This window comes from Dactylosporangium sp. NPDC006015 (assembly GCF_040614215.1).
GTDB classification, from domain to species: domain Bacteria; phylum Actinomycetota; class Actinomycetes; order Mycobacteriales; family Micromonosporaceae; genus Dactylosporangium; species Dactylosporangium maewongense.
In genome coordinates, this window is the sequence record NZ_JBEXUD010000055.1 from 25338 (window position 1) to 39166 (window position 13829).

The 13829-nt window shown below is 72.3% G+C and carries 8 protein-coding genes; 5 read left to right on the plus strand and 3 right to left on the minus strand.

Translation table 11 applies throughout. The features are described from left to right. Positions 1 to 577: 577 nt before the first annotated feature. On the minus strand, positions 578 to 1468 hold the full coding sequence (locus ABZ321_RS50280; RefSeq protein ID WP_354903506.1) for a hypothetical protein: 891 nt from the start codon (positions 1466 to 1468) through the stop codon (positions 578 to 580). Further along, complete coding sequence (locus ABZ321_RS50285; protein WP_354903507.1) at positions 1465 to 2709, minus strand: hydrolase; 1245 nt, start codon at positions 2707 to 2709, stop codon at positions 1465 to 1467. The genes ABZ321_RS50280 and ABZ321_RS50285 overlap by 4 nt, the downstream gene beginning before the upstream one ends. A 164-nt stretch (positions 2710 to 2873) precedes the next feature. Here ABZ321_RS50285 and ABZ321_RS50290 point away from each other — a divergent pair, with 164 nt between their 5' ends. From ABZ321_RS50290 to ABZ321_RS50305, 4 genes are read left to right on the plus strand one after another with little or no spacing between them, the layout of a single operon-like run. Continuing rightward, positions 2874 to 3605: an ABC transporter ATP-binding protein gene (locus ABZ321_RS50290; RefSeq protein ID WP_344504598.1), complete on the plus strand. Its 732-nt coding sequence runs from the start codon at positions 2874 to 2876 to the stop codon at positions 3603 to 3605. Between the two features lies 1 nt (position 3606). After that, positions 3607 to 6117, plus strand: a complete 2511-nt coding sequence (locus ABZ321_RS50295; protein WP_354903508.1) for an FtsX-like permease family protein — start codon at positions 3607 to 3609, stop codon at positions 6115 to 6117. A 9-nt stretch (positions 6118 to 6126) separates the two neighbouring features. Further along, positions 6127 to 7767: a sensor histidine kinase gene (locus tag ABZ321_RS50300; RefSeq protein ID WP_354903509.1), complete on the plus strand. Its 1641-nt coding sequence runs from the start codon at positions 6127 to 6129 to the stop codon at positions 7765 to 7767. Then, entirely contained in the window at positions 7764 to 8435 is a 672-nt protein-coding gene (locus ABZ321_RS50305; protein ID WP_354903510.1) for a response regulator transcription factor, read from the plus strand. The genes ABZ321_RS50300 and ABZ321_RS50305 overlap by 4 nt, the downstream gene beginning before the upstream one ends. A 280-nt stretch (positions 8436 to 8715) precedes the next feature. Here the strand turns inward: ABZ321_RS50305 and ABZ321_RS50310 are convergent, their stop codons facing one another. Further along, positions 8716 to 9819: a ricin-type beta-trefoil lectin domain protein gene (locus ABZ321_RS50310; RefSeq protein WP_354903511.1), complete on the minus strand. Its 1104-nt coding sequence runs from the start codon at positions 9817 to 9819 to the stop codon at positions 8716 to 8718. A 410-nt stretch (positions 9820 to 10229) separates the two neighbouring features. Between ABZ321_RS50310 and ABZ321_RS50315 the strand changes: the two genes are divergently transcribed. Continuing rightward, positions 10230 to 13796 (plus strand): choice-of-anchor D domain-containing protein, encoded by a 3567-nt coding sequence (locus ABZ321_RS50315; protein ID WP_354903512.1) that lies wholly within the window; start codon positions 10230 to 10232, stop codon positions 13794 to 13796. The last annotated feature ends 33 nt before the right edge of the window (positions 13797 to 13829 follow it).

The following is a 13829-nucleotide window of genomic DNA, read 5'->3' on the forward strand; positions in this document are numbered from 1 at the left end:
CGCGGTCGCGACGCCAGGTCTGGCATCTGGATCGCGGTGGCAGGCCGTTAGCTCGTCGCGGGCCCCGGCCGGCATGACGTCATCCCGCGGTCGCGACGCCAGGTCTGGCATCTGGATCGCGGTGGCAGGCCGTTAGCTCGTCGCGGGCCCCGGCCGGCATGACGCCATCCCGCGGTCGCGACCCCAGGACTGGCGCCTGGATCGCGGTGGCAGGCCGACTCTCGTCATGCCCCGGCCGGAATGGCGTCCCGACCCGCGGTGGCAAACCACCCCCGTCGCGGCCCGCGGTGGCAGACTCACCTCCTTCCGACCGCGGTGGCGGGCCTACCCCCGTTGCGGCCCGCGGTGGCAGACTCACCTCCTTCCGACCGCGGTGGCGGGCCTACCCCCGTTGCGGCCCGCGGTGGCAGGCCCATCCCCGTTCCGGCTGCGGTGGCGGGCCCATCCCGTCGCGGCCTGGTCGGCATGGCACCTGGCCGCGGGCGCTGCCGACTCCCTCGCGGCGCGGCGCGGCCGGCACGGCGCCCCGACCGCGGTCGCAGCTCCACGGCCGGCCGGTCGCCGACGCCCGCGGTGCTCAGGTGAGCTGGCGGGACTGGGCCGCATGACCGCACTCGCAACGGAACCCGAAGATCGCGCCTCCCACGCCGCCGAACTCGCCCGTCTGGAGCTGCCCGACGAACCACATCGGCCGGCCACAGCAGTCCGGCCACTGTGGTGACGCCTGCGACCACGCGGGCCGCCCACCGAGCCGCCCCACGTCGTCCCACCGGCGCTCGCCGGCCGGGGCGAGCCGCAACCGCGGCGGCTCCGGACAGCCGTCGGGCGGATAGCCGGGGCACGACTCGACGCGCTCCTCGTCGAACCTCCCGGACGCCCAGCCGTAGCCGGCCCGCACGTCCTCGTCGGCGTCACACTCCGAGCAGAGGCTCATCACGAACGCGTGCCCGCCGCCCCGCACGGCCGCCGGCAGCAGCGCGTCGCTCACCAGCAGTGGCACCGAGAGCGGCAGCGCGCAGCCAAGCCCGCGCGGATCCCCGAACACCGCTCCCGGATCGACGAACGCCTCCAACCGCGGATCCGCCGTGCGGGCCGTCACGATCGTCCGTGCCTGCGGCAGGTAGCGCCGCCTCGCCGGGCCGTCCGCCGGCACCCACACGCCCCGCGCCCCGCACATCTGGCGAACCGCGCCCGACGACCGGGCCAGCTGCCCCAGACGCGCCAGCGACCGGTCCGTGTCGGCCCCGAGCAGCAGCTCCACGCGCGCTGCGTCGAGGTCGGCGCGCGGCCGGTGCCGCCACGGCTCGACCGGCGGCGACCCGGCGACCCTGTCGGCGAGCCGGTCCACGAGCTCGTCGGGGGCGTGCTCCGAGGTCCGCCAGAACCCGGCCCGGTCGGCGGCGACGAGCCGGGCGACGGCCGCATCGGTGAAGTCCTCCAGCACCGCGCCGCGGTAACGCCCGCTCATGCCACGAACCCGATCTCCGGATACCGCGGCGACGCCGCGTCGAGCAGCCCGCAGTCAGCGCCGGATCCGCGCAGGTGCAGGTCGAAGAACGCGCCCACGTATGCCCTGACGACCGCGGCCACCCGCGGCCCGTCGATCGTCCCGTAGGCGTCGCCGGTCTGCGCGCCCGGCAGCGCCGCGAGCGTCGGGATCATCAGCACCGAGTCGTGGAACGCCAGGTGCCGCGCGCCGGGCATCCTCAGCTCGCGGTGCCAGCCGCGCAGGTGGTCGGCGAACACACCCCAGCCCGGCGTGTTGCCGCGGTCGGTGTCACCTGCCGCGAACAGCAGAAACGGCCGATCGAGTCCCGCTGCGGCGTCTGTACCGTAGAAGGCGCCGTCGAGATTGACTCCCGCGCGGATCCGACGGTCGTCGTGCATCGCCTGGGCGGCGGTGGCGCCGCCGAGCGAGTGGCCGAGGGCACCGACGTGCGTCAGGCGCAACGAGCCGCGGGTCCCGGCCGGGAGGCGGCGCCGCTCGACGTCGGGATTGCCGCCGTCGTCGAGGGTCGCCAGACGGTCCAGCACGAACCGCAGGTCAGCGGAGCGGACCGCGACCATCTTCGCCGCGAACGTGTCGAACTGGGCCGGGTCCTCGATCTGCGCGATCAACGCCGTGATCGTGTTGGGCTCGACGCGGCCGCCGGGGAACTCGACGGCGATCGGGTCGTGGGTGTGGTCGACGGTCACCACGACGTGGCCGCGGCTGGCGAGGTCCTCCACCAGTGCCGCGCTGGAGTTGCGCCCGGCGCCATACCCGGGTGAGAACAGCACCACCGGCCAGCCGCCACGCCGCGCGGCGATCGGTGCGCCCGTGTGCGCGTGGGTGCGGACCGCTGCCAGGCCGGGCAGGTCCCGCTGGACGCCGCTGACCGTCTCGGCGAGGTCCCGGCCGACCGGCCCTGCCTCGGCCGGGGTCAGCCATGGTGCCGGTGGGCCGGCCGGATATGCGGCCGGATACCACAGCTGCACCATGAGCTCCCTGGGCCGGGCGGGCGCCATCCAGGGGTCGGTCCTCGCCGGGTCGACGAGATGCAGCGGCACCGTCCCGATCGGGTGCGGGCCGGTCGGCGCGGGCAGCCGGAACGCGGGCTTGGCGCCTCGCGGCGCGGCGACGGCGGGCATCGCGGGCAACACGGTCAGGCCGGCGCCCGCGGCGGCAGCCCCCAGCAGTCGGCGGCGGGACAAGTACAGGTGGCGCATGGCGAATCCTCTCGCTCGGTGCCGCCGAAGTTAGCCCCGCCCGCGCCGCCGTGTCGTCCTCCCGCGGGCCGACCCGAAACTGCCCGTGTCCGACCTGAGTAGGACAGCCATGGTGTGCTTGACGACGACGACGCGGCACCCGCGCCGCGCCTACCTTGCCTCCCATGACAACGACGCTCGCGGTCGAAGTGACCGACCTCGTGAAGGTGTATGGAACAGGCGACACCACGGTGCGCGCCCTGGACGGCGTCGGCGTCGCGTTTCCCGCCGGCGAGTTCACCGCGATCATGGGCCCGTCCGGGTCCGGCAAGTCCACGCTGATGCACTGCCTCGCGGGGCTGGACACCGCGACGTCCGGCTCGGTCCGGCTGGGTGGCACGGAGCTGACGGGCCTGTCCGACAAGGCACTGACGCTGCTGCGCCGGGAGCGGGTCGGGTTCATCTTCCAGTCCTTCAACCTGCTGCCGACGCTGACCGCCGAGCAGAACATCCTGCTGCCGTTCGACCTCGCGGGCCGCAGGCCCGACCAGCGGCGGTTCGCGCAGGTGGTGTCGGTGCTCGGCCTCGGCGAGCGGCTGCGGCACACGCCCAGTCAGCTGTCCGGCGGTCAGCAGCAGCGGGTGGCGTGCGCCCGGGCGCTGCTCGGCCGGCCCGACGTGGTCTTCGCCGACGAGCCGACCGGCAACCTCGACTCCCGCGCCGGGGCCGACGTCCTGTCCGTCATGCGCCGCAGCGTCCGGGAGCTGGGTCAGACGGTGGTCATGGTGACCCACGACCCCGTCGCCGCCTCCTACGCCGACCGGGTCGTCATGCTCGCCGACGGCCGCATCGTCGACGAGCTGCGCGGCCCCACGCCCGAGGCCGTGCTGGACCTGCTCAAGCGGCTGGGGGCCTGACATGCGACGCACCGCACTGTCCGGGCTGCGACCGCGCCGCCTCGTGCCCACCGCGCTGGCCATCGTGCTCGCCGTCGGGTTCGTCGCCGGCATCATGATCTTCGGCGACACGACCCGCGCCGCGTTGCTCGACGAATACGCCCGCTCCGCCCGCAACGTCGACCTCGCCGTCACCGCCGCCGACCGCACCCGCCTACCACTGTCCACAGTGGAGGAGATCGGCCGGCTGGACGGCGTCACAGCCGTCGAAGGCCGTATGGCGGAGCAGGCACCGCTCATCGACCGCGACGGCCGTCTCGTCACCGAGTTCGGCGTGCCCGGCCACGCCGTCGACGTCGGTGACCGCGCCGAGCTGCGCCCCTTCGACCTGCGCACGGGCGGGTTGCCACAGGGCGACGGCGACGCGGCGCTCGACGCCCGCAGCGCCCGGCGCACCGGCTACCAGGTCGGCGACACCATCGCGCTGGTGGGCGCCGACGAGCAGCGGCACGAGTTCCGGCTCGTCGGCATCGTCGACATCACCGGCGTCGACGGCGGCAACGCGTCCACGGTCGTGCTCACCCGGCCGGCGCTCGTGCGGCTCACCGGCGCCACCGGCTTCCGCGAGGTCGTCGCGACCGTCGCCGACGGCACCGCACCCGCCGCCGTCCGCTCGCACGTCACGGCGCCGGGGAAGGTGCGCACCGGCGACCAGCTGCGGCGCGACCTGGCCCGGGAGGCGTTCAGCCAGATCGACGGCCTGCTCATCGGGTTGCAGCTCTTCGCGGTCGTCGCGGTGCTCGTCGCCGCGCTCGTCATCGCCAACACATTCAACATCCTGCTCGCCCAGCGCATGCGGGAGACGGCGCTGCTGCGGTGCGTCGGCGCCACCCGCGCGCAGGTGTTCCGGCGGGTCATCGCCGAGGCCGCCGCGGTCGGGTTCACGGGCGCCGCGCTCGGGATCGGTGTCGGCCTCGCGATCGGCTTCGGACTGTCCCGCGGTGGGGCACTGCCGGGCATCGGGCTGCCCACCGGTCGACTGGTTGTCGGTGTTTCGCCGGTACTGGTGGCGCTGCTCCTCGGTGTGGTCCTCACGACCGTGTCGGCGCTGGTGCCCGCGATCCGGGCGACCCGGGTGCCGCCGATCGCGGCGCTGCGGATCACGCCGTTCGGGCGCGGTGGCAGCCGGCGTGGGCGGGTCGTGCTGGTCGTGTCCGCGGCGCTGCTCATCGTCGCGGGGGTCGCGCTGACCGTGGCCGGGATGCGCACCGGTGATCCGCTGACCGCGATGGTGATCGTCATGGTGGGTGGCACGAGCGTGTTCCTCGCGGTGCTGCTGCTCCTGCCGCTGTTCATCGGGCCGCTGGTGTCCGCGGTCGGATGGCTGCCGGGCCGCCTCGCCGGCGCGCCGGTCCGCCTGGCCGTCGCCAACGCCAGGCGCAACCCGGGCCGCACGGCGGCGACCACGGCCGCGCTGCTCGTGGGGGTCGCGTTGATGGCCGGCGGCAGCACCATCGCCGCGACCGTCAACCGCACCGCCGAAGCTCAGCTCGACAAGGCGTTCCCCGTCGACTACCTGCTCACGCCCGCGGTCACCGGCGGCGACCGGCCGGCGACGGTCCCGGCGGCGGTGACCGCGGGACTGCGCGCCGACCCCGCCTTCGACCTCGTCGTCGCGGTCAGGCAGGACAATGCGAAGAGCACCGGCGGCGGGCTGCTCGTCGGGACCATCGACGAGGCGGCGATCGGCACGGCGTTCCGGCCCGTCGTCTCCGCCGGGCGGCTGACGGACCTGCGGCCCGGGACCGCCGTCGTGGCCAGCGGCTCCGACGCCCTCGCCGGGCGGCGGGTCGGCGACCAGCTCCGGCTGACCGGTCCCGGCGGCCACTCGATCACGGTGACGGTCGCCGCGACGGTCCAGAGCGCGACGCTCGTCGGCGACGTCATGGTCACCGACACCGACTACAGGGCGCTGTTCCCGGCGGCCGTCGGGGCCTCGCTCGTCATGGTCCGCGCCGCTGGTGGCGTACCGGCGACGACCGCACGCCACCAGATCGACGCCGCCCTCGCGGCGCACCCGCTGATCCAGGTCGGCGACCTCAAGGAGTTCCGCGACGAACGCAACAACGCGATCGACCAGATCGTCGCCGTGATCGCCGTCCTCCTCGCGCTGGCGCTGATCATCGCGCTCGTCGGCATCGCCAACACGCTGTCGCTGTCGGTACTGGAGCGGACCCGCGAGTCCGCGTTGCTGCGGGCGCTCGGCCTGACCCGCGGGCAGCTCCGCGTGACGCTGCTCGCCGAGGCGGTGCTGATGGCCGCGGCCGGCGCCGTCGTCGGGGTGGCGTTCGGCCTCGTCTACGGGTTGCTCACCGCGGATGCGGGGTTCGGGGAGGTCGACACCTTGATCGCGGTCCCGGTCGGGCAGCTGGGAGCGTTCGTCGGGCTCGCGGCGCTTGCGGGCACACTCGCCGCAGTCCTCCCGTCACGCAGAGCGGCAAACGTCGCAGTCGTCGTAGCACTGGCAGATTGAAGACCTATCGTGGACGACGTGTGGAACGGCGAACACCTCCGGCGCATCAGGACCTGGCTGTTCGACGGGGGCCTCGCAGGATCCGTGCTGTACGTGACGGTGATGGAGCGCGGGCTGGAGCCGCCCGTCGTCGCGATCGGGCTCGTCATGGCGGTCGCCATGCTGGCCCGTCGCCGCTATCCGTTGGTCGTCGCCTGCATCGTCTACACGGCGGCGCCGCTGCACCTGCTGTTCGACGACGCGATGCGTCTCTATGACATGGCGGTGCTGATGTCCATGTTCGCCGTCGTCAAGTACCGGCCCCAGCTGTTCTGGGGCATCCTCGCCGGCGTCGGCGCGGGCATCGGCGTCGTCATCGGCGCCGCCGTCGAGGCCCGCAGGACCGACAACTTCGGCACCATCACGTGGATCATCGGCACGCTGACCATCGCTGTGTGGTTCTCCGCGTACGGGGTGAGGACCCGGCTGCTGTACGTGGCGAGCCTCGAGGAGCGGGCCGCCACCCTCGAACGCGAGCGCGACCACCTCGCCCGCCTCGCCGCCGCCGACGAGCGCGCCGCGATCGCCCGAGAGCTGCACGACGTCGTCGCCCACAGCCTGAGCGTGATGATCGTCCAGGCGGACGGCGCCGGGTACACCCTCGACCCGTCCGCGTCGCGGGCCCGCCACGCCCTCGACACGATCGCCGCCACCGGCCGCGACGCCCTCGAGGACATGCGCCGGGTGGTGAGCGTCCTGCGGGGCGCGACTCCCGGCGCGGGGGACGTGTCCAGGCGGCGCGTCGGCCTGGCGGAGCTCGACCGGCTCGTCGAGCGGGCCGGCCTGCGGGTCGAGCTGGAGACGGTGGGCACCCCGGCGGGGTTGAGCGTGGCGGAGGAGCTGACCGCGTACCGCATCGTGCAGGAGTCCCTGACCAACACCCTCCGGCACGCGGGCCCGGACGCGAAGGTGACCCTGCGACTGGAGTACGCGCCCGAGCACATCGTGATCGAGGCCACGGACGACGGCGGCGGCCGGCTGCCCGCCGCCGCGAAAGGCTCGGGCGGTCACGGCCTGATCGGCATGCGGGAGCGGGTCGCGCTGCACGGCGGGACGGTGAGCGCCGGTCCGCGGTTCGACGGAGGGTGGACCGTCACCGCCACGATTCCCAGGACGCCACCGCCGGCCGTTCCACTGGGCGAGTCGCCAACGCCTCCAGCAGGCGCGGCCGACGGCGACAGCGCTCCGGCAACCGATGCCCCGGCGACCGCAGCACGAGCGGCCGGCACCGCAGGGGAGACGGCCCGCGCCGATGGACGTCAGGCGGATGCGGCGCGCGCGGATGGGGCCGGGACGGACGTAGTGCGTGCGGATGGCGTTGCGGTGGACGCGGCCCGCGCGGACGGAGCTGGTGCGATGCGCGCGGGTTGGGTCGAGGCAGATGCAGTGCGAGTGGATGGCATCGTGGTGGACGCAGCGCGTGCGGACGGAGCTGGATCGGACGCGGGGCGCGCGGATGAGGTCGGGATGGGCGTTGTTGGAGACGGTCACCGAGGAGACGGGCGCGGTGGTCGGCAGGGCCGGGGCGGCGGGCTGGGTGTGCTGAAGGTGGGCGCGGTGGGTGGGGGAGGCGCGGTCGGGATGGTGGCCGGGGGCGGGTGGGGCCGGTGATCCGGGTGGTGATCGTCGACGATCAGGAGCTGATCGTCGCTGGGTTCAGGATGGTGCTGTCGGCGCAGGAAGACATGGTGGTGGTGGGGGAGGCGGGTGACGGGGCCGAGGCGTTGCGGTTGCTGCGGCGGGTGGAGGCGGATGTCGTGGTGATGGACATCCGCATGCCGGTGATGGACGGGATCGCGGCGACCGAGGCGCTGTGTGCGCGGCCGGGTGGGCCGCGGGTGCTGATTTTGACGACGTTCGACACGGATGAGGACGCGTTTGCGGCGTTGCAGGCGGGGGCGAGCGGGTTTCAGCTGAAGAACGCGCCGCCGGGGGATCTGCTGGCGGCGATCAGGGCCGTCGCGGGTGGTGAGGCGATGGTGGCGCCCAGGGCGACGCGGAGCCTGCTGGACCGGTTCGCGGGGAAGTTCGTGACGGCGCCGCCGGCGGTTGAGGACCCCGAGGCGTTGCGGCGGCTGGCGAGCCTGACGGACCGGGAGCGGCAGGTGCTGCTGCTGGTGGCCGAAGGGCTGTCCAACCCGGAGATCGGGGAGCGGCTCAACGTGGCGGAGACGACCGTGAAGACGCACGTGGGCCGGGTCCTGCTGAAGCTGGAGGTGCGTGACCGGGTGCAGGCGGTCGTGTTCGCGTACGAGGTCGGGTTGGTCCGGCCGCCCTGATCGGGCGGGGAGGGCCGGGTGCGCCCGAGGTCGGCCCCGCCGACCCGATCGGAGCGGAGAAGGCCGGGTGCGGGCGAGGTCGGGGCGGAGAGGGCCGGGTGCGGGCGTGGTCGGGGCGGAGAGGGCCGGGTGCGGGCGTGGTCGGGGCGGTTGACCTGACCGGGCGGGAGGGCTGGATGCGGGCGAGGTCGGGTTGTTCCGAGCCGCCCTGATCGGGCAGGGAAAGCCGGGTGCGCCCGAGGTGGACGCACCCGGTCGGAGCGGGGATCAGGCCGGCAGGCTAGGGGCGGGCGGCCCAGCGTTGGGCGCCGGTGCCGTTGCAGGTCCAGAGCTGGACCTTGGTGCCGTTGGCGGTGCCTGAGGCGTTCACGTCGACGCACTTGCCGGAGCCGGTGCCGGTGATGGAGCCGTTGGCGTTGAAGGTGAACTTCTGGGCGGCGGTGCCGTTGCAGTCCCAGATCTGGATCTTCGTCCCGTCGGCGGTGCCGTTGCCGTTGACGTCGAGGCAGCGGTTGCCGTACACGCGGATCTCGCCGGCGGCGGTGCGGGTCCACTTCTGGTTGGTGCCGCCGTGGCAGTCCCAGATGTGGACCTGGGCGCCGGCGGTGGTGCTGGCGCCGGCGACGTCCATGCAGCGGTTCGACTGCGGGTTGACCAGTGAGACGGCGGTGCCGACCGGTGGGATGGTCGGGGTGAGGCTGCCGGGGACGGACTGGAGGGCGGAGAACCAGCGCGCCCCCATCTTGTCGTAACCGGTGGCGTTCGGGTGCACGCCGTCGGCGAGGTCGGCGGTGGTGATGGCGGAGTGCATGTCGACCAGGTGCGTCATCGGACCCTTGCCGGCGACGATGCCGGGGATCGCGGCGTTGTAGGCCTGGACGCGGGCCTCCTGCGTCGCGTTGGTCTCGGGGGTGATCTGGGCGACGAAGAGCTCGACCGACGGCGCGTTCGCACGGATCTTGTCGATGAGAGCGGACAGCCGGGCCGGGGCGTTGGCGACGTCGTAGTTCTGGTTCATGTCGTTGGTGCCGATGTGCAGGAGGATGGTGCGCGGCGAGGTCGCCTGCAGCCAGCCGACGATGTTGGCGTCGAGCTGGTCGATCCGCCAGCCTGAGTGGCCCTCGTGGTCGTGGTCGCCGAGGGACGCCGGGCCGTTGAAGCCCGACCCGACGAAGTCGACGGTGTACCCGCCGGCGGCGAGCCGCTGCCACAGGTTGATCCGGTAGCCGCCGGGCACGTTGAACCCGTCGGTGATCGAGTCGCCGAGCGGCATGACGCGGACGCCGCCGTTCGACTCGGCCTGGGCCGGGGCCGCGGGGGACAGGACGAGGCTCGCGAACAGGCCGAGCGCGAGGCCGGCGGCAAGAGCGAGTTTGCGTCGCATGTACTGGTTCCTCTCGTCTGCCGTCCGAGGGCGGTCCACAGCACGGGATGAACCGGGCCGAGCTGCGGCAGCGGACGGTCGCATCGAGTGTTGGCGATGTGGTGACGGTCAGGGGAGCCCAGTGGCGCGGTGGAGCGCCGAGCGGTCGCGCGGCAAAGCCAAGCGGAACGTGAGCGGATGGGTGCTCAAGCCTTGCAAGAACACGTTCGAAAACAGCAAAGATGTGTCTGGATATTGCGCAGCGGTGTTGGTGGAGTTACGGTCCCTCTTGCACCGCCCCGCCAACCGGTGTACAAAAACCCACCCCGCCGTTCGATCGTCACCACCAGCGCCGACCAGCCCGACACCGCCAACTCGCGGCCGGCCGGCTGATGCTTGCGCGGCACGGCCCCGTCGAAAGCGAGCAACACATGTTCCGGTCCACTCGAGGTGCCAGGCGGAAGGGGCGTTTCGTTGCCCTGACCGCGGGCACCACCCTCGCTGCCGCGGGCGTCGTCGTCGGTCTGACGATGTCGCCGGCCGCGGCGGCCGCGACCGGCGGCGTCGGTGCGACGCTGCCCTTTGTCGAGGTGCAGGCGGAGAACGCCGCCACCAACGGCACCGTCATCGGCCCGAGCGCCGCCTACAACACCCTCGCCGGTGAGGCGTCCTACCGCAAAGCCGTCACGCTGCAGGGCAGTGGCAAGTACGTCGAGTTCACCACGCCGGTCGCGACGAACTCGATGGTGTTCCGCTACAGCATCCCGGACTCCAGCAACGGCTCGGTGTACACGGCGCCGATCTCGCTGTACATCAACGGGGTCCGGTCCAACAACTTCACGCTGACCAACGCGTACAGCCACTACTACAGCAGCTACCCGTTTAGCAACCAGCCGGGCAGCAACCACCACCACTACTACGACGAGGTCAACCGCCTCTTCCCGCAGGTCTACCCGCAGGGGACGAAGTTCCGCCTGCAGGTCGACGCCGACTCGACCGCCTCGTCGTACACCATTGACCTCGCGGACTTCGAGAACGTCGCCGGTCCGCTGTCGCAGCCGGCCGGCTCGGTGTCGATCACGAGCAAGGGTGCCGACCCGAACGGTGTCAACGACTCCACGCCCGCGATGAACCAGGCGATCGCGTCCGCGGGCGCGGGCGGCACGGTGTGGATCCCGCCGGGCACGTTCAAGATCCAGGGCCACATCGCGGTCAACAACATCACGATCAAGGGTGCCGGCATGTGGCACTCGAAGACGACCGGTGACCGGATCGGGTTCTACGGCAACTACGCGCCGACGCCCAGCTCCAACGTGCACCTGTCGGACTTCTCGATCTTCGGCAACGTGCAGGAGCGCAACGACGCCGACCAGGTCAACGGCATCGGCGGTTCGCTGAGCAACTCCACCGTCACCCGGGTGTGGATCGAGCACACCAAGGTCGGCGCCTGGATGGACGGGCCGTTCACCAACCTGGTGTTCGACCAGATGCGGCTGCGCAACTACAACGCCGACGCGATCAACTTCCACAACGGCGTGACGAACTCGAAGGTCACCAACAGCCACGTCCGCAACCCCGGCGACGACGGCCTGGCAATGTGGGCCGAGCAGAACGCCGACGTGAACAACTCGTTCGACCACAACACGGTCGAGCTGCCCATCCTCGCCAACGGCATCGCGATCTACGGCGGCCACGACAACTTCGTGACCGACAACAGGGTCATCGACGCCGGCCTCAGCCAGGGCGGCGGCATCCACGTCGGGCAGCGCTTCGCGTCCACCCCGATCGGCCGCACCGACGTGCTGCGCAACACCATCATCCGGTCCGGCAACCTCGACCCGAACTGGCAGTTCGGCGTCGGCGCGCTGTGGTTCGACGCCCGTGACGGCGTGATGAACGGCCTGACCAACGTCGACAACATCCTGATCCAGCAGAGCCCGTACGAGGCGATCCAGTTCGTCTCGGGCTCGCAGATCAACAACGTGAAGATCAACAACGCGACGATCCAGAACACCGGCACGTTCGTGGCGCAGCTCCAGGTCGCCGGCGCGGCGACGATCACGAACAGCACCGCCACCGGCACCCAGGGCCCCGCGCCGATCTACAACTGCGGCGCCGGGTTCAACCTCACCGACGGCGGCGGCAACTCCGGCATCTTCGGCTCGACCGCCTGCACGATGCCGACGCCGACGTTCCCGCCGTACCTGCCCGACAACGGCTCCAACATCACCGTCAGCCCGAACGCGCTCGGCTTCGGCTCGGTCGCGACCGGTGGCGCCAGCGCGGCCCAGGCCGTGACCGTCACCAACAGCGGCACCGCGTCGGCCCCGGTCGGCACGATCGCCGCCAGCGGCGACTTCACCCAGACGAACACCTGCGGCACCAGCATCGCCGCCGGCTCGTCCTGCACCGTGAGCGTGACGTTCCGGCCGTCGGCGGCGGGCACCCGCACCGGCAACCTGAGCGTGACCGCCGCAGGCGTCACCAGCACCGTCCCGCTGTCCGGCACGGGTGTGGCACCCGGACCGGTCATCAACGCCGACCCGGGCTCGCTGTCCTTCGCCGGTACGGTGGTGGGCGCGTCCGCCCCGACCCAGACGGTGACCTTCACCAACTCCGGTACCACGGCGGCCACGGTCTCCGGGGTCACCACCAGCGGTGACTACAGCCAGACCAACAACTGCGGCTCCCTCGCGGTCAGCGCCTCCTGCACGGTCACCGTGAAGTTCACCCCGACCGCCTCGGGTGCCCGCACCGGCACGCTGACGGTCGCCAGCAACGCCAACAACAGCCCGGCCACGGTCGGCCTGTCCGGCTCCGGCATCGGCACCAACACGAACATCGCCCTCAACCGGCCCGCCACCGCCAGCAGCCAGGTCAACGGCACGCAGGCGGCGACCACGGTCACCGACGGCAACGCCGCCACCTACTGGGAGAGCACCAACAACGCGTTCCCGCAGTGGGTCCAGGTGGACCTGGGCGCGACCACCAGCATCGGCAAGGTCACGCTGAAGCTCCCGCCGGACGCCGCGTGGGCGACCCGCCAGCAGACGCTGTCGGTCCAGGGCAGCACCGACGGCTCCAGCTTCAGCACGATCGTCGGCTCCGCCGCCCAGACGTTCAACCCGGCCAGCGGCAACACGGTCAACCTGACCTTCGGGGCGACGAACACCCGGTACGTCCGCGTCAACATCAGCGCGAACACCGGCTGGCCCGCCGGCCAGGTCGCGGAGCTCGAGGTCTACCCGAGCGGCGGCACCACGCCGACCGCGCCGGTCCTCAGCGCCAACCCGACCGGCCTGACCTTCGCGTCGCAGGCGCTGAACACCACCAGCGGCTCGCAGGCGGTCACGATCAGCAACACGGGCACCGCGGCGGCCACCGTCTCAGGCGTGACCGCCACTGGTGACTACCAGCAGACGAACAACTGTAGCTCGATCGCGGTCGGCGCGTCCTGCGTCGTCAACGTGACCTTCCGGCCCACCGCGTCCGGCACGCGGACCGGCACGCTCACGGTCACCAGCAACGCGCAGAACAGCCCGACCACGGTCTCGCTGACCGGCACCGGCGCCGGGGGCACCACCCCGACCAACCTCGCCGCGGGCAAGCCGACCAGCGAGTCCAGCCACGTCCAGGTGTACGGCTCCGGCAACGTCACCGACGGCGACCAGAACTCCTACTGGGAGAGCAACAACAACGCCTTCCCGCAGTGGGTCCAGGTCGACCTCGGCTCCGCGCAGAGCATCAGCAAGGTGGTCCTGCAGCTGCCCACCTCGTGGGGCGCCCGCAACCAGACCATCCAGGTCGTCGGCAGCACCAACGGCTCGAGCTTCTCGACGCTGAAGGACACCGCGTCCTACGCCTTCACCGGCGGGGCGGGCAACACCGTCACGATCACGTTCCCGGCGCAGACCCAGCGCTACGTCCGGCTGAACATCACCGCCAACTCCGGCTGGCCGGCGGGGCAGATCTCGTCCTTCCAGGTCTGGAACATCTGATCCGCCCGTAGTTCAAAGAGGGGGTGCCGCCGG